The organism is Sphingomonas fucosidasi, assembly GCF_036663855.1.
In the GTDB taxonomy this organism is placed as follows: domain Bacteria; phylum Pseudomonadota; class Alphaproteobacteria; order Sphingomonadales; family Sphingomonadaceae; genus Sphingomonas; species Sphingomonas faeni_B.
Map to the genome: position 1 here is coordinate 46,237 of NZ_JAXOJR010000008.1, position 22,333 is coordinate 68,569.

At 66.9% G+C, this 22,333-nt stretch carries 19 protein-coding genes; 7 read left to right on the plus strand and 12 right to left on the minus strand.

The annotated features are described in order from the left end of the window. The first annotated feature begins 29 nt into the window (after positions 1–29). Positions 30–746, plus strand: a complete 717-nt coding sequence (locus U1737_RS15095) for a c-type cytochrome (RefSeq protein WP_332797325.1) — start codon at positions 30–32, stop codon at positions 744–746. A gap of 144 nt (positions 747–890) precedes the next feature. Here the strand turns inward: U1737_RS15095 and U1737_RS15100 are convergent, their stop codons facing one another. Together U1737_RS15100 and U1737_RS15105 are read right to left on the minus strand one after the other, a co-directional pair. Next, complete coding sequence (locus U1737_RS15100) at positions 891–1,775, minus strand: LOG family protein (protein ID WP_332797326.1); 885 nt, start codon at positions 1,773–1,775, stop codon at positions 891–893. 166 nt (positions 1,776–1,941) lie between these two features. Beyond that, a complete protein-coding gene (locus U1737_RS15105) occupies positions 1,942–2,595 on the minus strand; it encodes an extensin family protein (protein WP_443027140.1) in 654 nt (217 codons plus the stop codon). Positions 2,596–2,830: 235 nt separating this feature from the next. Here U1737_RS15105 and U1737_RS15110 point away from each other — a divergent pair, with 235 nt between their 5' ends. The 4 genes from U1737_RS15110 (at position 2,831) to U1737_RS15125 (ending at position 8,129) form a co-directional block, all read left to right on the plus strand. Continuing rightward, entirely contained in the window at positions 2,831–3,985 is a 1,155-nt protein-coding gene (locus U1737_RS15110) for a phosphoserine transaminase (RefSeq protein ID WP_332797328.1), read from the plus strand. A gap of 106 nt (positions 3,986–4,091) precedes the next feature. Then, positions 4,092–5,669 (plus strand): phosphoglycerate dehydrogenase, encoded by a 1,578-nt coding sequence (gene serA, locus U1737_RS15115; RefSeq protein ID WP_248523530.1) that lies wholly within the window; start codon positions 4,092–4,094, stop codon positions 5,667–5,669. Between the two features lie 39 nt (positions 5,670–5,708). Then, positions 5,709–6,809 carry an ATP phosphoribosyltransferase regulatory subunit gene (locus U1737_RS15120; RefSeq protein ID WP_332797329.1) on the plus strand — a complete coding sequence of 367 codons (1,101 nt, stop codon included), beginning with the start codon at positions 5,709–5,711 and terminating at the stop codon, positions 6,807–6,809. A 30-nt stretch (positions 6,810–6,839) separates the two neighbouring features. Next, positions 6,840–8,129, plus strand: a complete 1,290-nt coding sequence (locus U1737_RS15125) for an adenylosuccinate synthase (RefSeq protein ID WP_248523526.1) — start codon at positions 6,840–6,842, stop codon at positions 8,127–8,129. Positions 8,130–8,187: 58 nt separating this feature from the next. On the opposite strand, the gene U1737_RS15130 is transcribed toward U1737_RS15125, so the two are convergent. The 10 genes from U1737_RS15130 to ku all read right to left on the minus strand — a co-directional run bounded on the left by U1737_RS15130 (position 8,188) and on the right by ku (position 20,685). Continuing rightward, entirely contained in the window at positions 8,188–8,649 is a 462-nt protein-coding gene (locus U1737_RS15130) for a hypothetical protein (RefSeq protein WP_248523524.1), read from the minus strand. A 57-nt stretch (positions 8,650–8,706) separates the two neighbouring features. Then, positions 8,707–9,774, minus strand: a complete 1,068-nt coding sequence (aroC, locus tag U1737_RS15135) for a chorismate synthase (RefSeq protein ID WP_332797330.1) — start codon at positions 9,772–9,774, stop codon at positions 8,707–8,709. Continuing rightward, entirely contained in the window at positions 9,771–10,187 is a 417-nt protein-coding gene (locus tag U1737_RS15140) for an endonuclease domain-containing protein (protein WP_332797331.1), read from the minus strand. Before U1737_RS15140 ends, aroC begins: the two co-directional genes overlap by 4 nt. Before the next feature lie 81 nt (positions 10,188–10,268). Beyond that, on the minus strand, positions 10,269–11,072 hold the full coding sequence (gene fabI, locus U1737_RS15145; RefSeq protein ID WP_328805595.1) for an enoyl-ACP reductase FabI: 804 nt from the start codon (positions 11,070–11,072) through the stop codon (positions 10,269–10,271). Positions 11,073–11,083: 11 nt separating this feature from the next. After that, complete coding sequence (locus U1737_RS15150) at positions 11,084–11,959, minus strand: YihY/virulence factor BrkB family protein (protein ID WP_248523519.1); 876 nt, start codon at positions 11,957–11,959, stop codon at positions 11,084–11,086. A gap of 82 nt (positions 11,960–12,041) precedes the next feature. Beyond that, entirely contained in the window at positions 12,042–12,980 is a 939-nt protein-coding gene (locus U1737_RS15155) for a DnaJ C-terminal domain-containing protein (protein WP_332797332.1), read from the minus strand. A 93-nt stretch (positions 12,981–13,073) separates the two neighbouring features. Beyond that, positions 13,074–13,967 (minus strand): transglutaminase family protein, encoded by an 894-nt coding sequence (locus U1737_RS15160; RefSeq protein WP_332797333.1) that lies wholly within the window; start codon positions 13,965–13,967, stop codon positions 13,074–13,076. A 187-nt stretch (positions 13,968–14,154) separates the two neighbouring features. Continuing rightward, positions 14,155–16,659, minus strand: a complete 2,505-nt coding sequence (locus U1737_RS15165; RefSeq protein ID WP_332797334.1) for a circularly permuted type 2 ATP-grasp protein — start codon at positions 16,657–16,659, stop codon at positions 14,155–14,157. 399 nt (positions 16,660–17,058) lie between these two features. After that, positions 17,059–19,578, minus strand: a complete 2,520-nt coding sequence (gene ligD, locus U1737_RS15170) for a DNA ligase D (protein ID WP_332797335.1) — start codon at positions 19,576–19,578, stop codon at positions 17,059–17,061. Between the two features lie 219 nt (positions 19,579–19,797). Further along, entirely contained in the window at positions 19,798–20,685 is an 888-nt protein-coding gene (ku, locus tag U1737_RS15175) for a non-homologous end joining protein Ku (RefSeq protein ID WP_332797336.1), read from the minus strand. A gap of 113 nt (positions 20,686–20,798) precedes the next feature. Here ku and pdxH point away from each other — a divergent pair, with 113 nt between their 5' ends. After that, a complete protein-coding gene (gene pdxH, locus U1737_RS15180) occupies positions 20,799–21,377 on the plus strand; it encodes a pyridoxamine 5'-phosphate oxidase (protein ID WP_332797337.1) in 579 nt (192 codons plus the stop codon). Further along, complete coding sequence (locus U1737_RS15185; protein ID WP_248523505.1) at positions 21,374–22,321, plus strand: cation diffusion facilitator family transporter; 948 nt, start codon at positions 21,374–21,376, stop codon at positions 22,319–22,321. Before pdxH ends, U1737_RS15185 begins: the two co-directional genes overlap by 4 nt. The last annotated feature ends 12 nt before the right edge of the window (positions 22,322–22,333 follow it).

Sequence of the window (22,333 nt, forward strand, 5' to 3'; positions counted from 1 at the left end):
TCCCAAACAGAACAGGGCGGATGCGCAAGATGGACAATCGGACCAATACGATCGCCGGCTGGGTGCTCGCAGGCTGTGGTGCGGCGCTCGGGCTGTCGATCGTCGGTGGGATGTTGTTCCACGGCGAGCGACCCGAGAAGATGGGCTACGCGATCGAGGGCGTCGTCGAGGAAGGCGCTGGCGGTGCCGCCGCCGACGTGCCGATCGCCTCGCTGCTGCCGACCGCTGACGCCGCCAAGGGTGCCGAAGTGTTCAAGAAGTGCGCGGCCTGCCACACCATCAACCAGGGCGGTGCGAACGGTGTCGGCCCGAACCTGTACGGGACGCTCGGCGAAGCGATCGCCAAGGGCAAGGGCGGGTACGCCTTCTCCGCGGCGCTGGCCGGCGTCGGCGGCACCTGGGACTTCGACAAGATGAATGCGTGGCTGACGTCGCCGCGCAAGTTCGCCAACGGCACCAAGATGACGTTCGCGGGCTTGGGCAACGCGCAGGACCGCGCCAACGTGATCCTGTACCTCAACCAGCAGGGTTCGAACCTGCCGCTCCCGGCGGCCCCCGCCGCGGGCGCTGCGCCGGCGGCTAAGGATGCGGCGGCGGAGGGTCAGCCTGCGACCGCGAATGCGGCGGAGGCCGCAGCCACCGAAGGTGCGCCGACCGCCGACATCGCCAACACCGGCACGCCGGCGTCGGGTGCACCGTCAGTCGATCCCGAAGCAGCCCGCAAGGGTGCCCGCTCGGAGAAGTAGAGCGACCGACTCCCTCTCCCCTGCGGGGAGAGGGCTGGGGTGAGGGCTGTTCCGGGCGCTGCACTGCTTGGCAGCCCCTCACCCCGACCCTCTCCCCGGAGGGGAGAGGGAGTAGAAAAGGGGTGCCTTCACACTCCGGGAAACTCAGCTCTCGGCGGCTTCCTTCTCCGCCCGCTCGCGGTAGAACGACTGCACCGCGTCCCAGGCCTCGTCGGCCGTCTCGACGTAGCGGAAGATCCCGAGATCCTTCTCGCTGACGACGCCTTCCTCGACCAGCGCATCGAAATTCACGACCCGCTCCCAGAAGCTCCGCCCGAACAGCAGCACCGGGATCGGCTGGATCTTCCCCGTCTGGATCAGCGTCAGCAGCTCGAACAGCTCGTCGAACGTCCCGAACCCACCCGGAAACGCCGCCAGCGCGCGCGCGTGGAGCAGGAAGTGCATCTTGCGCAGCGCGAAATAGTGGAACTGCACCGAAAGCGACGGGGTCACATACGGGTTCGGCGCCTGCTCGTGCGGCAGGACGATGTTCAGGCCGATCGATTCGGCCCCCACGTCGTCCGCGCCGCGGTTCGCCGCTTCCATGATCGACGGACCGCCACCCGAGCACACCACGAACTGACGCCAGCCCCGCTCGTCGCGCGGCAGCACGCTGACCTTGGCCGCGAGTTCACGCGCGACGTCGTAATATTTCGACTTCTCGACCAGCCGCTCGGCGATCTTTTTCGACTTCTCGTCGGTCGCCAGCGCCAGCAGCGCCTGAGCCTTCGACGGCTCGGGAATGCGCGCGGAGCCGTAGAACACGAAGGTCGAACCGATCTTCGCCTCGTCGAGCACGAGTTCGGTCTTCAGCAGTTCGAGCTGGAAGCGCACCGGCCGCAGGTCTTCGCGCAACAGGAAGTCCATGTCCTGGAAGGCGAGCCGGTAATGCGGGTGCTGCGTCTGCGGGGTGGAGACGGAGTCCTTGGCGGTCTCGGCGTCCTGGCTGGCGTTGGGGAAAACGCGTGTCGGTATACGTGTATCGGTCATTCAGGCGCGATTACAGGAAAGGGGCAGGGAGGGCTAGACTGAGTCACCCAAAGTCCTGTCATTCAAGCAACCGTCATCCCAGCGAAAGCTGGGATCCAGGGTTGCGGACCGCAACGCTTTTGGCCCTGGATCCTGGGTCAAGCCTAGGATGACGGAGTTGTTCGGGCTAGCGGCAAAACCCCGCGCGATCGTCTTCGAGATGCAGGTGGTTGCGGTGCGCGGCGTTGTAGTCCGGGCTGAGCACGGTCCCGAACCGCTTGCACGCCGACGCGCGGACCGTCTGGAGGAATTGCCGGACCTGCGGATCGGACGAATTCCAGTCGTTCAGCACGGTGATTCGCCGCCCGTCCTTCAGCACGAACCCGCCGACATCGATCGCGTTGGCGATCGCATGCCCCGACCGCCGGCTCGCATTGCGTGCCGAACCGACGACGTTGCGGCAGGAATAGCTCCCCATGCTGTCGATCCGCGCGAGTTCGCTGCCGAGCATCTGATAGGCGGCGGGTGCCACCGCGTTGCGCGTCCAGCCGATAAACGTGCGTGCCGCGCCGCACCGGACCGCGGTGAGGTTGGCGACGGGCACGCCGATATCGACTAGCTTGACGGTGCCTGCGAGCCCGCAACCGGGGCCAGTCTCGCGGTCGGGCAGGAGCTGGAACGATACGTGGAGTTGGCGGAGATCGGCAAGGCACTGCGCGGTCTCGCGGTTGCTCGGGACGGAGAGGTTGGGGCGTGTCTGAGTAGGGGCAGTGGGACGATCGGCACGTCCGCACGCGACTAAGGTGAGCGTGAGCGCAACCAGTACCACCCACTCCGCCATGCCGGGCCTGTTCCGGCATCCACCCATCATCTTGTCCCCCATGCCGATGGTCGTGCGGCACCGTAGACCCCGGAACAAGCCCGGGGTGACGGAGTGAGTTTGGCGCACGGTAGGGCGAGTCCCATCGCCACGTGCGCTGGGTCGAACGCGGTTGACACCCCCGCGAACGCCGCTAGGGCCGGCGACGGGCCACGCGGTCCCAACGCCGCGCGTGCTCTCTGTGAGGAGAGATACATTGACGAATACGACCTACGCACCCGCTACAGGTGCGCCTGCGCTGCCTGCTACGAAGCCCGCACGCCCCTTTTTCAGCTCCGGTCCCTGCGCGAAACCGCCTGGTTGGTCCGCGGACAAGCTCGCCACCGATTCGCTCGGTCGCTCGCATCGCTCGAAGATCGGCAAGACCCGCCTCCAGTACAGCATCGACCTGATGCGCGAGCTGTTGAAGCTCCCCGATACGCATCGCATCGGCATCGTCCCCGGCTCCGACACCGGCGCGTACGAGATGGCGATGTGGACGATGCTGGGCGCCAAGCCCGTCACCGCGCTCGCCTGGGAAAGCTTCGGCGAAGGCTGGGTCACGGATGCCGTGAAGCAGCTCAAGATCGACCCGACCGTCGTGCGCGCCGATTACGGCCAGCTGCCCGATCTGGGCGCGGTCGACTGGTCGAACGACGTGCTGTTCACCTGGAACGGCACCACCAGCGGCGTGCGCGTGCCAAATGCGGACTGGATCCCGGACGATCGCGAGGGTCTCTCGTTCGCCGATGCGACGTCGGGCGTGTTTGCCTACGATATCGACTGGACCAAGATCGATGTGGCCACCTTCTCGTGGCAGAAGGTGCTCGGCGGCGAGGGCGCGCACGGCGTGCTGATCCTTGGGCCGCGTGCGGTCGAGCGGTTGGAGACGTACACCCCCGCATGGCCGCTCCCGAAGGTCTTCCGCCTCGTCTCGAAGGGCAAGCTCACCGAGGGCGTGTTCAAGGGCGAGACGATCAACACCCCGTCGATGCTGGCGGTCGAGGATGCGATCTTCAGTCTCGAATGGGCGAAGTCGCTTGGTGAAGATGGCTTGATCAAGCGGTCGGATGCGAATGCTGCTGCGTTGGACAAGATCGTAGCGGAGCGGGACTGGCTCGGCCATCTCGCGGTTGATCCGGCGACGCGGTCGAAGACCAGCGTGTGCCTGACGGTCGAGGGTGCCGACGAGGCGTTGATCAAGGCGATGGCGTCTGCGCTGGAGAAAGCGGGCGCGGCCTACGACGTGGCGGGCTACCGCGACGCGCCCCCGGGCCTGCGGATCTGGTGCGGCGCGACCGTCGACACCGCCGACATCGTAGCGCTCGGGCCCTGGCTCGACTGGGCCTACGCGACCGCCAAGGCGGCCTAACCACAATCTACCGTCACCCCAGCGAAAGCTGGGGTCTCCCTCCGCATACCGTGCCCTCGCGGCACGAGATCCCAGCGTTCGCTGGGATGACGAAAGTAGCTGAACCATGCCTAAAGTCCTCATCTCCGACAAAATGGATCCCCGCGCCGCCCAGATTTTCCGCGAGCGCGGCGTCGAAGTCGACGAGATCACCGGCAAGACTCCGCAAGAACTGATGGCGATGATCGGCGAGTATGACGGCCTCGCGATCCGCAGCTCGACCAAGGTTACAAAAGAAATCCTCGAGCACGCCACCAATCTCAAGGTCGTCGGCCGCGCGGGCATCGGCGTCGATAACGTCGACATCCCCGCCGCCTCGGCGAAGGGCGTGGTCGTGATGAACACGCCGTTCGGCAACTCGATCACCACCGCCGAGCACGCGATCGCGCTGATGTTCGCGCTCGCCCGCCAGCTGCCAGAGGCTGATGCTTCGACGCAGGCCGGCAAGTGGGAGAAGAACCGCTTCATGGGCGTGGAGCTGACGTCGAAGACGCTCGGCCTGATCGGCGCGGGCAATATCGGTTCGATCGTCGCCGACCGTGCGCGCGGCCTGAAGATGAAGGTGGTCGCGTTCGATCCGTTCCTGACGCCCGAGCGCGCGATCGAGATCGGCGTGGAAAAGGTCACGCTCGACGAACTGCTCGCCCGCGCCGACTTCATTACCCTGCACACGCCGCTGACCGACCAGACGCGCAACATCCTTTCGGCCGAGGCGCTCGCCAAGACCAAGAAGGGCGTGCGGATCATCAACTGCGCGCGCGGCGGCCTGATCGACGAGGTCGCGCTGAAGGCGGCGCTCGACTCGGGCCAGGTCGGCGGCGCCGCGCTCGACGTGTTCGTCGAGGAGCCCGCCAAGGCGTCGCCGTTGTTCAACACGCCGAACTTCGTCAGCACGCCGCATCTCGGCGCGTCGACCACCGAGGCGCAGGTCAACGTCGCGATCCAGGTGGCCGAGCAGATGGCCGACTTCCTGATGTCGGGCGGCGTTACGAATGCGCTCAACATGCCGTCGCTGTCGGCCGAGGAAGCGCCGAAGCTCAAGCCGTATATGGCGCTGGCGGAGAAGCTGGGGTCGCTGGTCGGTCAGCTGACCACCGGCGCGGTGTCGCGGATTTCGGTGCATACCGAGGGGGCCGCGGCTGAACTCAACGCCAAGCCGATCGTGAGCGCGGTGCTCGCCGGCTATCTCCAGACGCAGACTGCGACCGTCAACATGGTCAACGCGCCGGTGCTGGCGCGCGAGCGTGGTCTGGAAGTCCGCGAAGTCCGCACCGAGCGCGAGGCGGATTACCACACGCTGCTGCGCGTCTCGGTGAAGACCGAGGATGGCGAACGATCAGTGGCGGGGACGCTGTTCGGGGATTCGGCACCGCGGTTGGTCGAACTGCTCGGGATCAAGATCGAGGCGGATCTGGCAGGGCCGATGCTGTATGTCGTCAACGAGGATGCACCGGGGTTCATCGGTCGTCTCGGGACGGCGCTGGGCGAGGCCGGGGTGAACATCGGGACGTTCCATCTCGGCCGTCGTTCGGCAGGCGGCGAGGCGGTGCTTCTCCTCTCGGTCGACGAAGCCGTGACGCCGGAGCTCCTCACCAAGGTCCGCGCGCTCCCCGGCGTGAAGACCGCGATGGGCCTCAACTTCTAAGGCTCGCGAACGGGGGGCGAAGTGGTTAGAGGCACGCGTATGACTGCTTTGCTCCCTGAAGGCTTCCGAGATCGCCTCCCTCCGTTCGCCGATTCGGCGGCGGCGCTGGAAGCCCGCGTGCTTGAAGCCGCTCGCCTCCACGGCTATGAACGTGTCGATCCGCCGTTGGCCGAATTTGCCGACGGTTTGGAGATGCGGCTCAAGGCCGGCGGCCTCCACGACGCGGTGCGCTTCGTCGATCCGGTGTCGCAGCGCACGCTCGCGATCCGCCCGGACATTACCGCACAGGTGGCGCGGATCGCCGCCACTCGCATGGGGCATCACCCGCGGCCGGTGCGGCTGAGCTATGCGGGGTCGGTGCTTAAGCTGCGCGCGTCGCAACTCGCGCCCGCCCGTGAGACGCGGCAGATCGGGTGCGAGCTGATTGGCCTCGACTCGGTCGCCGCCGCGCAGGAGCTCGTCGCGGTCGCGGTCGACATGATCGCCGCCGCCGATGTCGCCGGCGCCTCGATCGACTTCACGCTGCCCGATCTGGTGTCGACGCTCGCCGCGGGGCCGCTTCCCGTGGCACCCGAGCAGATCGCCACCTTGCGCGACCGCCTCGACGCGAAGGACGCCGGGGCCGTCGCCGCACTCGCCCCCGCCTACCTTCCCCTGATCGAAGCAGCCGGACCGTTCGCGCAAGCGATGGACCGCCTCCGCGCCTTCGACACCACCGGCGCGCTGGCCTCGCGCCTCGACGGTCTCGCGCGGATCGCCGAAGCACTCGACGGCCGCGTCGCGCTGACGCTCGACCCAACCGAACGGCACGGTTTCGAATACCAGACCTGGCTCGGCTTCTCGCTTTTCGCCGACGGCTCGTCACGCGAAGTCGGCCGCGGCGGCACCTACACCGTCGTCCACGAGACCGGTGCCGAGGAAGCCGCCACCGGCTTTTCGCTGTTTACCGACGCACTGGTCGAGCGCACCGCCACCGTCGACCGCCGCCGCCTGTTCCTGCCGTTCGGCACGCCACCCAGCGAAGGCGCAGCAATGCGCGCGCAAGGCTGGGTCACCGTTGCGGCACTCGAAGCCGGCGACACCCCCGAAGCACAAGTCTGCACGCATCAATGGGTAGCAGGCGAGCCCCGCGCGCTGTAGGCGCTGCGCGTAATCCTCAGGAGATAGAGTTTGGCCAACGTAGCAGTCATCGGCGCGCAATGGGGCGACGAAGGCAAGGGCAAGATCGTCGACTGGCTCGCCGAGCGTGCCGACATGGTCGTCCGGTTCCAGGGCGGCCACAATGCCGGCCACACACTGGTCGTCGGCGAGAACGTCTATAAATTGTCGCTGCTGCCGTCGGGTATCGTCCGCGGCACGCCGTCCTTCATCGGCAACGGCGTGGTGCTCGATCCGTGGGCGCTGAAGGACGAGATCGCGCGGCTCGGCGCACAGGGCGTCACCGCAACACCGGAGACGCTGCGGATCGCCGACACCTGCGCGCTGATCCTGCCGTTCCACCGCGATCTCGATGGTCTGCGCGAGGACGCCAGCGGCGCCGGTAAGATCGGCACGACGCGGCGCGGCATCGGGCCGGCGTATGAGGACAAGGTGGGTCGCCGTGCGATCCGCGTGTGCGACCTCGCGCATCTCGACGATCTCGGCCCGCAGCTCGATCGCCTTACCGCGCATCACGATGCACTCCGCGCTGGCTTCGGCGAGCCGCCGATCGATCGCGCGCGCCTGATCGCCGAATTGCGCGAGATCGCCGGCTTCGTGCTGCCGTTCGCCAAGCCCGTGTGGCGCGATCTCAACGCCGCGCGTTCGGCCGGCAAGCGGATCCTGTTCGAGGGCGCGCAGGGCGTGTTGCTCGACGTCGACCACGGCACGTACCCGTTCGTCACCTCGTCGAACACGATCGCAGGCGCAGCGGCCGGTGGGTCCGGCCTCGGGCCATCGGCGGTCGGCTTCGTGCTCGGCATCGCCAAGGCGTACACGACGCGCGTCGGCTCGGGACCGTTCCCGACCGAGCTCGAGAACGAAACCGGCGAGCGCCTCGGCGTCCGTGGCCACGAATTCGGGACGGTCACCGGGCGGAAACGTCGTTGCGGCTGGTTCGACGCGGTGCTCGTGCGTCAGGCGGCGGCGGTTGGCGGCATAACCGGGATCGCGTTGACCAAGATCGACGTGCTCGACGGGTTCGAGACCGTGTCGATCTGCACCGGCTACAAGCTGCGCGGCGAGACGCTCGATTATTTCCCGGCGCACGCGGCGGACCAGGCGCTGGTCGAGCCGATCTACGAGACGATGGAAGGCTGGCAGGAAACCACCGCCGGTGCGCGAAGCTGGGCCGACCTGCCGGCGCAGGCGATCAAGTACATCCGCCGCATCGAAGAGCTGATCCGCTGTCCGGTGACGTTGGTGTCGACCAGCCCGCAGCGGGCCGACACGATCCTCGTCCGCGATCCCTTCTCGGACTGATACGCAAAAAGCCGGGCGATCGCTCGCCCGGCTTTTCATTCACGTGAGAACGGTTGGATCAGCGCGGCGTGGTCGTGCCGGTCGTTCCACCCGTGGTCGAACCCATCGTACCGGTGGTCGTGCCACCCATGGTACCTCCGGTCGTGCCACCCATCGTGCCGGTCGTGGAGCCCGTGGTGCCGCCCATGGTGTCGGCGCCCATCGTGCTGCCGGTCGTGCCGGACATCGTGCTGCCCGTCGTACCGGTATCACCCGTCGTGCCGCTCATGGTGCCCGACGTGGTGCCGCGCGTACGGCTCCGTGCCTTGGTGCCACGCTGCGTGCGTGTCGTCGTGGTCGACTGCGTGGTCGTCGAGGGATTCGCCTGATCCATCGTACCGCCCATGGTCGAACCACCCATGGTGCCGCCGCTCATCGTTCCACCGGTGGTGCCGCCCATCGAGCCAGTGGTGCCCGTCTGAGCCATCGCCACGCCTGGAATGATCAGGGCTGCGGCTGCGATCGAAGTTAGAATACGCATTATCACTCTCCTAAGTTATTGAAGAGCAAGCGCTTCAGCGCCGCGTATGTTCCGTCGTCAGCCGCACTGGCCCCGATGCAGCAACGCCTGGTCGGCTAGCACGAGCGCCACCATCGCCTCGACGACGGGGACTCCGCGGATGCCGACGCAGGGATCGTGACGCCCCTTGGTGGCGATCGTCGCGGCTTCGCCGGTGGGGCTGATCGTCTCGACCGGGGTGAGGATCGAACTGGTCGGCTTGAACGCCACACGCAGGCGGATCGGCTGGCCGGTCGCGATCCCTCCAGCGATTCCGCCCGCATGGTTGGCGAGGAACTCTGGGCCATCAGCACCCGGACGCATCGGATCCGCATTCGCTTCGCCCGACAGCGCGGCGGCGGCGAACCCGTCGCCGATCTCGATGCCCTTGACCGCATTTATGCTCATGCAGGCGGAGGCGAGTTCAGAATCGAGCTTGGCATAGAGCGGTGCGCCCCAGCCTGCGGGCACGCCGGTCGCCTCGCATGCGATCACTGCGCCGAGCGACGATCCCGACTTCCGCGCGGTATCGACGAGTATCTCCCAGCGGGCGGCGGCGGCGGCGTCCGGGCAGAAGAACGGGTTCTGGTCGATCTGCGCATCGTCGAAGTTGGCCGGATCGATCGCGTCTCCGCCGATCGCCTCGACCCAGGCACGGACACGGACTTGCGGGACGACGAGCCGCGCGACCGCACCGGCGGCAACGCGCGCTGCCGTCTCGCGCGCCGACGAGCGTCCACCACCACGGAAGTCGCGGAACCCGTATTTCGCATCATAGGCATAGTCGGCGTGGCCGGGACGATACGCCTTGGCGACGTCGGAATAGTCCTTCGAGCGCTGGTCGACATTCTCGATCATCAGGCTGATCGGCGTGCCAGTGGTGCGCCCTTCGAACACGCCCGAGAGAATGCGGACGGTGTCGGGCTCGCGTCGCTGCGTGGTAAAGCGGGACGTGCCGGGGCGGCGTTTGTCGAGCCAAGGCTGGATATCGGCCTCGGTGAGCGGGATGCCGGGAGGGCACCCGTCGACCACCGCACCAAGCGCAGGCCCATGGGATTCGCCCCAGGTGGTGAAGCGGAACAGCCGTCCGAACGTGTTGAAGCTCAAAACCCTCTCCCCTTGGGGGAGAGGAAGGGGCCCGCCGCAACGCGGTGGGAGGGTGAGGGTTCGTTGGCGACCGCAACAATCGTCGCAGCCACGCCATCGATATTGGTCATCACGTCATCGTTCCCGAAGCGGCATACCCGGTAGCCTTCGGTCTCTATTAGCGCGGTTCGCCGTTTGTCATAGTCCTGTGCTTCAGGTGAGGCGTGCGTGTCGCCGTCGACCTCGATGACCAACCGGGCTTCGGCACAGAGGAAGTCGACGATGTAGGGGCCAAGCCATACTTGTCGGCGAAACTTCAGGGCGCAGACCTGACGGTTGCGCAGGACTTGCCATAGCCGGTGTTCGGGTTCGGATGGCATCTTTCGCGCATCGCGTTGACGATCGCGTGGGGCGTTGCCGGGTGGCCGTTTCATTCCCTCACCCTCCCATGCTTCGCATGGGCCCCTCCCCCTCCCCTGAAGGGAGAGGGGTAGGTCGACGCGGTCGCTCTCGGTTTATGCCAGCGCGATATCGGGGGCGTCTTCGGCCTTCATGCCGATCACGTTGTAGCCGGCGTCGACGTGGTGCGTTTCACCCGTCACGCCAGAAGCCAGGTCGCTCAGCAGGTAAAGCCCCGCGCCGCCGACGTCGTCGATCGTCACGTTGCGCTTCAGCGGCGAGTTCAGTTCGTTCCACTTCAGGATCAGGCGGAAATCGCCGATGCCGCTGGCTGCCAGCGTCTTGATCGGACCCGCCGAGATCGCATTCACGCGGATGTTGTCGCGCCCGAGATCGACCGCGAGATACTGCACGCTGGTCTCGAGCGCCGCCTTCGCCACGCCCATCACGTTGTAATGCGGGATGACCTTCTCGGCGCCGTAATAACTGAGCGTCAGCATCGCGCCGCCCTCGGTCATCATCTTGGCGGCGCGCTGCGCAACCGCGACGAACGAATAGACCGAGATGTTCATCGTCATCAGAAAGTTGTCGAGGCTGGTATCGACGAACCGCCCGCGCAGCTCGTTCTTGTCCGAAAAGCCGATCGCGTGGACGACGAAGTCGATCGTCGGCCACTCCTGCGCCAACTTGTCGAAGGTCGCGTCGAGCGCGCCCATGTCCGACACGTCGCAATCGAACAGCCGTGCGACGCCCAGCTGCTCGGCGAGCGGGCGAACGCGCTTCTCCATGGTCTCGCCCTGATAGCTGAACGCGAGTTCCGCGCCCGCCTCGGACAGCTTCTTGGCAATCCCCCAGGCCAGCGACTTGTCGTTCGCCAGGCCCATGATCAGCCCACGCTTGCCCGCCATCAAACCGTTCACGCCATCCCCGCCTATACCTGCATATCCGTAGCGGGTTGCTCTAGCGTTGTTTCGGGTGGTTCCGCCAGTGCCGCGTTGAGATGGGCGCCGAATACCAGCCCGAGCCCGATGACGTAGAAAAACAACAGCATGATGACGACGCCCGCCAGACTACCATAGGTCAGGTCGTAGCCGCCGAGCCGCGACAGGATCACCGGCAGCAACGCCGTCGCGCTGACCCACCAGGCGGTGGTGAACAAGGCGCCCGGCCATTTGGGACATTTCGAATAGCGATAGCGCGACGGGGTGACCGAATAGAACAGCAGGTACAGCGCGCCGAACATGAGCAGGCCGGGGATCAGCCGCGACAGTCCGACCCAGCCCGCGGCATCCTGCGCGAAGGGCACGAGGCGGTAGATGAACTGCTCGGCCGCGGTCAGGATACCCTGCACAAGGAACGAGAGCAGCGCGATGATCACCGAGCAGACGATCACGAACGACGAGCCGAGCCGCGATTTCCAGAACGGCGCCGTCGCCTTGTTGCCATAGGCGCGATGGAAGATGTCGCGGATAGTCTCGACGAAGCTGCCGACGGTCCACAGGCCGACCAATGCGCCGAGCCACAGCAGCGATCCGGTGCGCGCGGCGAGCACGTCGGCGATCGGCTTGCGTAACAGGTCTGCGACGTTGGGCGGCAGGACGTTCAGGAAGGATTCGACAGCGCGCACCGTCTCGACGCTCTGCCCGAAGATCGACAGGATCGCGGCCGCGACGATGAAGAACGGAAACACCGTCATCAGCGCGAGATAGGCAAGGTTCCCGGCATGGATGAACCCGTCGTTGAACACGCCGATCGCCGCCCGCTTGAAAACCTCGAACGCATAGCTGCCCGGCCTGACCTTCGCCATGCCGCGGTTCAGTCGGGTACGGGCCGCGCTATGGTCGTGCGAGCGGGCTTCGGGGGTAAGGCTGTTATCATTCACAAGGCGTTCAGACGCCCATGGACCCCCGCGGGTTCCCAGCCTCGCGCCCATCCCAGCTCTCGACGAACGCGGTGAGCGCCGCATCGCTTGCCGGAATGTCGATAATCAGCGTGACCAGCTGGTCGCCCCGCGTGCCGCCTTTCTTGTGGAAACCCTTGCCCTTGAGGCGGAGCGTCTTGCCCGACGTCGTGCCCTTGGGGATCGTCAGCATCACCGGCTTGTCGACCGTCGGCGCCTTGATCGAACCGCCCAGCACCGCCTCGGCCAGCGTGATCGGCAGGTCGAGACGGACGTCGTCGCCGTCGCGGGTGAAGAATTTGTGCGGCTGGACCTCGATCGTCAGGATCGCGTCGCCAGCACCGCCCGGACCTTGCTCGCCCTTGCCGGCAAGCTTCATCTGCGTACCGGTCTCGACGCCGGCGGGAAGCTTGAGGTCGAGCGTCTTACCGTCTGCGAGCGTCACGCGCTGCGGCTCCAGCGTCGCCGCCTCGACGAACGGGACCTGCAGGCGGTACGCGGCATTCTCACCCCTGGGCTGTGGACGCCGGCCAAAGCCGCCGGAAAACCCGCCACCGCCGCCACGCTGCGCGCCGCCGAACAGGCCTTCGAAGATGTCGCTCATGTCGGCCCCGCCGGCACCGCTCTCATACCCCTCGCTGCGGAAGCCGCCGCCCGGTTGGGGACGCCCGCCACCACCGCCGCCGAAGCCGAACGGCGACGCCGGGTTGCCGTCGCCATCGATCTCGCCGCGATCGAAGCGTGCGCGCTTGTCCTTGTCGTTCAGCAGGTCGTACGCGTTGGTGACCGTGCTGAATCGCTCCGACGCCTTCGGATTGTCCTTGTTGCGATCCGGGTGAAGCTCCTTTGCAAGCTTGCGGTACGCCTTCTTGATGTCGGCTTCGGTCGCGTCGCGCGCTACACCCAGAGTCTTGTACGGATCGGCCACTTACGTCCCCATTCTTACTTGCGCGTCTATGTGGGGGGAGCGCCCGCGCAACGCAATTGCGCGCGTGCGGAACACGTCCGCCGCCGACGCATCCTAGACTGCCGCGAACTCGTCCAACGGCGCCACATCCACGCTGACATCCATGTTCTGCGCGCCCGACCCGAGCACCACGCCATCCACGGGTGCGATCTCCGCATAATCGCGGCCGACCGCCATCACGATATGGTCGCTCGCCATCCAGATTCCGTTGGTCGGATCGACTCCGACCCAGCCACGCACCGGCCCGCACCACAGCAGCACCCATGCGTGGGTCGCATCCGCGCCCACCAGCCGCGGCTGGCCCTCGGGCGGGATCGTCCGGATATAGCCCGATGCGTAGGCCGCGGGGAGGCCCGCCGCGCGCAGCCCGGTGATCATGATCTGCGCGAAATCCTGGCATACGCCCTTGCGCTGGAGGAACGCCTCGTGCGGGGGGGTGTCGACCAGCGTTGCGTCCGCGTCGAACTCGAACTCCATCTGGATCCGCCGGGCGAGCGCGATCCCGGCCTCCAGCGCACCCCGCGACGGATCGAGATCGACTGCGCAATAGTCGGCGATAGCTTGGTCGAGCGGGATCAGCGGTGAGGGGTAGATATAGTTCGCCGGGCTCGCCGCGGACAGGTCGGTGCTCGCGCGCGCCATCGCCGCGATCTCTGCGAGGGTAGGGTCGCTCGTGTCGGGCACCGGGACGAGCCGGTCGACCGTCATCCGCGATCGGCTCTCGATAGTCAGGTGCCGCACCGGGCTGTCGACCACCAGCCGCGTCACGTTGGCGAGCCCCGCCTCCGCGCGCGCGGCGCTGGTGCGGCCGGCGGGGTGGACCGACAGCGTATAGGAATCCAGGTGTTGGCCCGGCCAGTCGATCGGCTTCAACCGGAGGTTGCAGCGAGCGAACTTGACGCTGGCGCCGTAATCGAACGTCGTTATGTGGCGGATATCGTAGATCATAATAATCCTCCCCGGTACGGGGAGGGGGACCGCCAGCCGCTTGCTGGTGGTGGAGGGGGGGCACCACGAACGATACGCTGGTGGAGAGCCCCCTCCACAATGCGCTGCATGGTCCCCCTCCCCGTGCCGGGGAGGATTTGCAGGTCTACCCTCACGCCGCCCCTCACGCCGCCCCTCACGCCGCCCCTCACGCCAACGTCAGCCCACTGGTCCGCAACGGCTCAGCACCCTGCAGGAAATACCGCCGCGCCAGCGCATCCGACACCGCCCCCAAGCGCCGCTCGATATCCCCCAGCGTCTCCGCATTCAGTTCCGCCGCGGTCGCGGTCATCACGATCGCCTGCAACCCGGTCGCTTGCGCCTGTTGCGGCTCGGCCATCTCGTCATCGCTCAACACCGGCAGTTCCGCCAGCCGCGCCGCGATCCGCTCCGCCGAAAACGCTAGGCTGCGCGGATTGCCCGGATCGAGTGCGACCAGATCGATCACCGGCACGCGGGCGATCCCCGTCGGATAGCGCTGGCGATAACTGATCTGGCTGTCGGCCAGGTCGAGCAGCACGGACAGGTCGTCCGGCGACGCGCCCGGCATCCCGAACAACCGGATCGCCCGCGCCATCGCCATCGCCCGCTCCACCCGCCGCCCGAGATCGTGGAACCGCCACGCCGCCGTCCGCCCCATATGCTCGGCCGACAGCCCGGCGATCGCCGCATAGCGGCGTTGCAACGACCCGGCACGCTCCAGCATCCCGCGATGCGTGGGGAAGGGCGCTTCGAGCAGTCGCACCATGTCCGCCGAAAGCCGATCGCGCGAGCCTTCGCCGATCTCTCTCGCATGGCGGTTGAGCGTCAGGATCGACTGCCACCGCTCGTCCTCCATCGCGGTGCGGGCGAGGGCGGTCAGGTCGGCGCGGCGCAGGCTCGGCGGGTGCGGCGCGCTGCCTGCGCCGACGATCAGCCCCACCAGCTTGCCGACCGTGGTGGGCGACAAGACGGCCCCCCCATCCACGTCGATCGAATTGCCGAGCATCACGCGGATTGCGCCGAGCAGCGCTTCGCCGCGCTCCAGATAGCGCCCGAGCCAGTAGAAATTGTCCGCCACCCGGCTCGGCAACGTGCCCGGATTGCGGCGGACGTGGAGCGAATCGGGTGCGGTCAGCAGGGACACGGGCGCGACAGGCTCGGCGCCGTAGATGCAGACGTCGGCGGACCATATGCCGTCGCCCATGACGGCCGCGCGGGCGTCGGGATGTTCCCCAATCCTTGCGAATCCCCCCGGCAAGACGGTCCATTCGCCGTCGCCACCGCGCGCCGCGAACACGCGCAGCGTGAAGGGGCGGGGGACCAGCGCGTCGCCGACGACGACCGGCATGGTCGAGAGCTGGACGAGTTCCTGCCCGACGTAATCCTGCGGCCTGTTCGCCATGTCGGCGAGCAGGCGGGTCCGGTCTTCGCCGGTGATGTCGGCGCCGGTGGTCGGGCCGCCGGTCATGCCGAGCGGGCGCGCGTGGAACGCCGGGCCGATCAGCAGTCGGTCGAAATTGGCTTCGACCTGCGCGCGTGCGCCGTCCTGCCCACACCACCAGGTCGCGATGTTGGGGAGCAGCAAGTCTTCGCCGAGCAGCGATTTCGCCAACTGCGGCAGGAACGCCGAAAACGCCGGCGCCTCGAGCACCGCCGAGCCCGGCGCGTTCGACAGCACGACGTTGCCGGCCGCGTACGCGTCGATCAGCCCGGGCACGCCGATCTGCGAATGCGTGTCGAACGCCAGCGGATCGAGCAGCCGCGGGTCGAGCCGCCGCCACAACGCATCGATCCGCTTGAGCCCGCCGATCGTGCGGACATAGACCTTGTCCTCGAGCGCGGCGAGATCGGCGCCCTCGACCAGCAACAGCCCCAGATAGCGTGCGAGGTGTGCTTGCTCAGGATAGCTCGGGTTGAACCGGCCGGGCGTCAGCAGCCCGATCCGCGGATCGGTCCGCCTGCACATCGCCGCGATCCCGGCGCGGAAGGCGGCGAAGAACGGCGCGTGGCGCTGGACGTTGAGCCGATCCTGCAACCCGCCGAGCGTCCGGCTGACGGCGATACGGTTCTCCAACGCGTACCCTGCGCCGGCGGGCGCGCGCAGGTGATCGGCGAGCACGCGCCATTCGCCGGAGGGGCCGCGCCCGAGATCGATCGCGATGAAATCGAGATGCCGGCCGCCCGGCGGATCGAGCCCGACCATCGGCCGCAGGAAGAACGGACTGCCGGTGACGAGCGCGGCGGGGATGTGGCCGTCGGCGACCAGCTTCCCCGTGCCGTACAGGTCGGCGACCACCGTCTCCATCAGCGTCGCGCGCTGGATCACGCCGCGCTCGATGCCGGCCCATTCCCCGGCCTCGATCAGCAGCGGGACGGGCGAGACGGGCCAGGGGCGCTCATCGGGTTCGTCGGCGATGCGGAAGCCGGTGCCGATGTCGACCGCATGCCGCTGGACGCGTTCGCGGATGTGGCCGAGGTCGTCGGAGGCGACGGTCGCCAGCTCGGCGAACATCGCCGCCCAGGCGGGGTCGGCGCTACCGTCATCGGCTGGGCAGAGCACGTCGGCGCGGGTGCTGCGCGCGCAATAGTCGGCAATCCAGCGCTCGGCATGGACCGTCGCGTCGAACGCCGTATTGGCGGCGGGGGTCGCCGGTTGCGTCGCGGTTTCCAATGTTTCGAGCCCCTGAATGCTGGCGGCGGTGTTTCACCTTTCAACGCGGCGGTGCAACATAAAAGCGTGCTGGGGAGGCCTCACCTCACTGTTCCCTCGGCAGTATCTGCCTCATCCCCCGCCACACCCGTCATCCTAGCGGAAGCTGGGATATTCCGCTTGGTGCACGTGACGCTCGCCCCATTGAGATCCCAGCGTTCGCTGGGATGACGGGGAGGGGAAGCGATGGGGGCAAAGCGAGGGAGAAGTGAAAGACTCTCCCCACGACTATAGCACCACCCCGGCGGAGGCCGGGGCCCAATTGGGAACGGCGCTAATGAGGGGCATCGCTCCGTTACGACCACCTTTCCAATTGGGCCCCGGCCTTCGCCGGGGTGGCGTTCGAGAGGATGGCGAGGCTCACAAATCCGGTAAAACCTGATCCGCCACGCCCCAGCCGGCCAGCGCCCGCGACCCGGCCCGCGCGATCAACTCCGCTTCATCCTTCACGCCCCAGCGCGACGCCGTCTCGATATCCCGCAACTCGCTCCACGACACCGGTGCCGCCACCGGCGCGCCGGCTCTCGCCCTTGCCGAATACGGCATCACCGCGGTCGCCCCGCGCTGGTTGCGCAGCCAGTCGATGAAGATCCGCCCCTTGCGCTTGGCCTTCGCCATCGTCGCGACGAAGCGCTCTGGTTCCGCCCCCGCCATCGCCCGTGCAAACCGGTCCGCGAAGTCCTTCACCGCGGGCCATTCGGCGTCAGGCGTGAGCGGCACGACGACATGCACACCCTTGCCCCCCGACAGCATCGGGAAGCTGACCAGCCCCAGTTCTGCAAGCTGGTTCTTCAGATGCTCCGCCGCCTTCTTCGTGTCGCCGAAGTCGAGGCCCTCGTCGGGATCGAGATCGAACACGAGGCGGTCGGGCTTCTCCAGCGTCGCGTTCGACGATCCCCAGCCGTGGAACTCGATCGTCCCCATCTGCACGCACGCGACCAGCCCGTCGGCGTCGTCGACATAGAGATAGTCTTCGGTCGAGCCGTCCTTCTCGCGGATCGGCACTTTGTGGACCGCGTCGCCGAAGCTGCCGGCGTCGTGTTTCTGGAAGAAGCACGCGCGCGAGCGGCCTTGCGGGCAGCGGACGAGGCTGATCGGGCGGTCGGCGGCGAACGGCAGCATGATGCCCGACACCGCCACGTAATAGTCCGCGAGGTCGCCCTTGGTGACGTCCGACTTGTCGAAGATCACGCGGTCGCGGCTGCTGATCTTGGTCGTCGTCTCGGGCGCGGCATCCGGCAACGGGGCTGGGGTTTCGGCGACGACGTCCTTCGCCGCCTTGTCCTCGCGCAGACCGATGAAGCTGGAATGGCGAAGCACGCCGTCCGGGGTGACCTCCGCGAAGGCGATCTCGGCGACCAGTTTCGGGGTGACCCATTTCGCGCCGCGAACGGCGGCTTTCGGGGCCTCGACCGTCGGCGTTTTCCGGTCGAGCGCGTCGAGCGTGTCGCGGATTTCGTCCATCAGCGCCTGGTCGAACCCGGTGCCGACCTTCCCCGCGTAGCGATAGCCCTTCCCCTCGCGGACGCCGAGCAGCAGCGACTTGAACCCGCGTTTCTTGTCCGAGGGCAGCCAGCCGACGATCACGAACTCCTGGCGATGCGTGCATTTGACCTTGAGCCACGCCTTGGTGCGCTTGCCGACATAGGGGGCGTCGGCGCGTTTCGAAACGATGCCTTCGAGGCCTTCGCGACACATCGTCTCGAACAGTTGCTCGCCCGCGCCGATGACGTGGTCGGAATAGCGAAGGCGGTCCTCGTCCTCTGGGATTAGCGGTTGCAGGCGTGTTTTGCGGTCGAGGTTGGAGAGGCCGGTGAGGTCTTCGCCGTCGAGAGCGAGCAGGTCGAATGCGAATAGCGTCATGTCGCCGCTGCTGGAGATGGCGTCCTTTAGCGTCGAGAAATCGGGGTGGCCGTCCTTGAACGCGACGATCTCTCCGTCGATCAGGGCGGATTTTACGGGGAGTTTCGCGGCAGCCTCGGCGATCGCGGCGAACTTGTCGGTCCAGTCGAGGCCGGTTCGGGTGAAGACTTTCGCCTTGCCGTTCGCGACGGAGACAAGCGCGCGGTAGCCGTCGTATTTGACTTCGTGCAGCCACGCGCAGCCGGTGGGGACGGCGTCGACAAGCGTGCAGAGTTGCAGGTCCTGAAATTCCTCCCCGGCACGGGGAGGGGGACCGCCGCGACCTTTCGCGGTGGTGGAGGGGGGCTTGCCCCGACCGTCCCCCTTATTTCGCGCGGTACTCTTGCGGCCCGCCCCCTCCACCAGCTTCGCTGGTCCCCCTCCCCGTGCCGGGGAGGATTTACCCTCTTCGATCTCGATCATCGTGCGGCCGGTCGAGACGCTGGTCAGCGCTTCCTCGACCAGTGTATCCGTGCCGCCGGCAGCTGCGTCGTCGATCTTGCGGAGAAGCCAGTTCTCGCGCTTCTCCTTTGCGCGGGGCTTCAGGCGGATGAGCAGCCATTCGCCTTTCATCCGTTCGCCATCGAGGACGAAGTGGAGGTGGCCCTTGTCGAGATCCTTCGCCGACTTGCCCTTGATCGGCGACCACGTGCCGCGGTCCCACAGCATCACCGTACCGCCGCCATATTCACCGGCGGGGATTGTGCCCTCGAAGGTGGCGTAGCTCAGCGGGTGGTCCTCGGTGCGGACGGCGAGGCGCTTTTCGTTGGGGTCGAGGCTGGGGCCGCGGGTGACGGCCCAGCTTTTTAGGACGCCATCGATTTCGAGGCGGAAATCCCAGTGGAGGCGCGTGGCGTCGTGCTTCTGGACCATGAAGCTGTTGCCGTTGTCGGGGGCCAGCGTGCCGGCGGGTTCGGCGGTCTTCGTGAAGTTCCGCTTGGCATTGTAGAGCGCGAGGGGATCTGGGGGCGTGGCCATCAGCAGCGTCCCGTCTTCGTCATCCCGGCGAAAGCCGGGACCTCGCGCGGCGAGGGGCCGGGCTGCAACGGAGAGATCCCAGCTTTCGCTGGGATGACGGGGGAGGGGGCCCAAATATACGTCATCCCAGCGAAAGCTGGGATCTGGTGCGGCAAGGGCGACCTCGCCAACCGGGATATTCCAGCTTTCGCTGGAATGACGGTGAGGGGGGCGGGGGCGCTATGCACGTTTTTTTGCAGGAGCTTTGGCAGCCGTTTTCGCCGGCGCGCGCTTGGCGGGCGCTTTCTTCGCTGGTGCCTTCTCCGCCGCCGCACTCCCTCCGCTCTTCTCCATCGACTTCTTCAACGCCGCCATCAAATCGACCACGTTGGAGCCCGTCTTCCCGCCGGTGTCCTTGTCCTCGATGATCTTCTTCCCGTTCGCCTTGCGCTTGCGTTCGATCAGGTCCTTCAGCGCGTCCACATAGCGATCGTGGAACTCCTGCGGGTGGAAGTCGCCACTGCGCTTCCCGATCAGCGCCTCGGCCAGTTCCAGCAGTTCCTCGGACGGCTTGTCGTCGGGAATATCGCGGAAATAGCCCTGCGCCTTGTGCACCTCGTCGGCGTAGCGGAGCGTCTCCAGCACCATACCGCGCCCGCACGGCTTCAGGCTCACGACATATTCGCGGCCGCGCATTGCGAGCTGCCCCAAGCCGACCTTCTTGGTGCGCTTCAACGCCTCGCGCAGAACGATGAACGCCTCCTCCGCCAAGTCGTCCGCGGGCACCACGAAATACGGCTTCTCGTAATACAGAACGTCGATCTCGCTCGCGTCGACGAACTGCGTCAGCTCCAGCGTCTTCTTTGACTCAAGCTTCACCGCGTCGATCTCGTCCTGCTCGAGCAGCACGTATTCGCCCTTCGAGACCTCGTAGCCCTTCATGATCTCGTCGGCATCGACCGGACCCACGCCGGTGACGACCTTGTCGTAATGGATCGGCTGGCCCGACGGCTCGTGGATCTGCTTGAACGACACCGCCGCGCCGGACTTGGTCGCGGAGTAGATCTCGACCGGGATCGAGACGAGGGCCAGCCGGATCTGCCCCTGCCAATACGCGCGCGCTGCCACCGTGGATGTTCCTTCGTTGCGGAAACGATTCGAGTTCGTAATCAATCATCGGCGAGGCGGAGTCGTTCCCTCGCGCGGTTTCGCTCGGGCCGAAGTTTCGCTATGGCGCAGCCATGTCCGAAGATCCGATTGCCCTGTTCGACGCCTGGTATGCCGAGGCGCGGGAAACAGAAATCAACGACTCCAACGCGGTAGCGCTCGCCACCGCGGATGCGGAGGGTCGTCCGTCGGTGCGGATGGTGCTGTTGAAAGGGCACGGTCCCGACGGTTTCGTGATCTACACCAACCGCGAAAGTCGCAAGGCGGGCAACCTCGCCGTCAATCGCTACGCCGCCTTGCTCTTCCACTGGAAGTCGCTGCGCCGGCAGGTCCGCATCGAAGGCCCCGTCAGCTTGGTCAGCGATGCCGAGTCGGACGCCTATTTCGCCTCGCGCGGTCGCGATTCGCAGCTTGGCGCCTGGGCGTCGGACCAATCCCGCCCGCTCGATTCGCGCGAGACGTTCGAGCAGCGGTTCGCCGAGATGCAGGCGCGGTTCGAGGGCGGCGACGTGCCGCGCCCGCCGCATTGGGGCGGCTACCGGATCGCCCCCGACCGCATCGAGCTGTGGCGGGACCGCGAACATCGCCTCCACGAGCGCCGGCTGTTCGTGCGCGACGGCGGCGGCTGGAGCGAAGGGCTGCTGTTCCCATGACGCAGGACGAACGGCGTAGGGTCATACCCCTCGCAACCCGTGCGGCGCTCGCCAGTGTCGCGATGGCGTGTTTCCTGCTGCTGCTGAAGGGCTTTGCGGCGTGGTCGACGGGCTCGGTGGCGATGCTCGGCTCGCTCGCCGATACCGCGCTCGATCTGCTGGCATCGCTGGTGACCTTGTACGGCGTGCGCCTCGCGGCGACGCCCGCGGATCACGACCACCGCTTCGGCCACGGCAAGGCGGAGGCGCTCGCGGCGCTGTTCCAGGTCATGCTGATCACCGCCTCGGCGGTCGGCATCGCGTGGCGCGCGATCCTCGCGTTCGGCGATCCGCAGCCGACCACCGGCGCCGAGTTCGGTATCGGCGTGTCGGTGATCGCGATCGTCGCCACCGTGTTCCTGCTCGCCTATCAGCGCCGCATCATCCGCCAGACCGGATCGGTCGCGATCCTCGCGGACAACGTCCATTACCAGTCGGACGTGCTGCTCAACGGCTCGGTGATCGTGGCCCTCGTGCTCGATCAATATGTCGGGTGGAGTGGCGCGGATCCGATCTTCGGCATCGTCATCGCGTTGTGGCTGGCCTGGGGTGCGTTCCAGGCATCGTCGAACGCGATCGACCAGTTGATGGACAAGGAATGGCCGGAGGATCTGCGCACGCAGTTCCTCGACGTGGCGGCGCGCCAGCCGGGCATTCGCGGTATCCACGATTTCCGCACGCGGCGTTCGGGCAGCCACGACTTCGCGCAGTTCCACATGGAGGTCGCGCGCGACCTGACGGTGGCCAACGCGCACGACATCGTCGAGGCGGTCGAGCGCAACCTGCGCACCGCCTTCCCCAAGGTCGAGGTGCTGATCCACCTCGATCCTGAGGGGCATGTCGACACCGACAATCCGCTGGTCGAGGCGGACGTGACGCCGCATTGGTTTGGCAAGCGCGTTTAAAGGCTCCCCGAT

Bases quoted from the DNA above. Each gene is read 5' to 3' on its own strand.
- U1737_RS15095 (WP_332797325.1), top strand. From the start codon at position 30: ATGGACAATCGGACCAATACGATCGCCGGCTGGGTGCTCGCAGGCTGT.
- U1737_RS15100 (WP_332797326.1), bottom strand. From the start codon at position 1,775: ATGACCGATACACGTATACCGACACGCGTTTTCCCCAACGCCAGCCAG.
- U1737_RS15105 (WP_443027140.1), bottom strand. From the start codon at position 2,595: ATGGCGGAGTGGGTGGTACTGGTTGCGCTCACGCTCACCTTAGTCGCG.
- serA (WP_248523530.1), top strand. From the start codon at position 4,092: ATGCCTAAAGTCCTCATCTCCGACAAAATGGATCCCCGCGCCGCCCAG.
- U1737_RS15120 (WP_332797329.1), top strand. From the start codon at position 5,709: ATGACTGCTTTGCTCCCTGAAGGCTTCCGAGATCGCCTCCCTCCGTTC.
- U1737_RS15130 (WP_248523524.1), bottom strand. From the start codon at position 8,649: ATGCGTATTCTAACTTCGATCGCAGCCGCAGCCCTGATCATTCCAGGC.
- U1737_RS15140 (WP_332797331.1), bottom strand. From the start codon at position 10,187: ATGAAACGGCCACCCGGCAACGCCCCACGCGATCGTCAACGCGATGCG.
- U1737_RS15150 (WP_248523519.1), bottom strand. From the start codon at position 11,959: ATGGCGAAGGTCAGGCCGGGCAGCTATGCGTTCGAGGTTTTCAAGCGG.
- U1737_RS15160 (WP_332797333.1), bottom strand. From the start codon at position 13,967: ATGATCTACGATATCCGCCACATAACGACGTTCGATTACGGCGCCAGC.
- ligD (WP_332797335.1), bottom strand. From the start codon at position 19,578: ATGGCCACGCCCCCAGATCCCCTCGCGCTCTACAATGCCAAGCGGAAC.
- pdxH (WP_332797337.1), top strand. From the start codon at position 20,799: ATGTCCGAAGATCCGATTGCCCTGTTCGACGCCTGGTATGCCGAGGCG.
- U1737_RS15185 (WP_248523505.1), top strand. From the start codon at position 21,374: ATGACGCAGGACGAACGGCGTAGGGTCATACCCCTCGCAACCCGTGCG.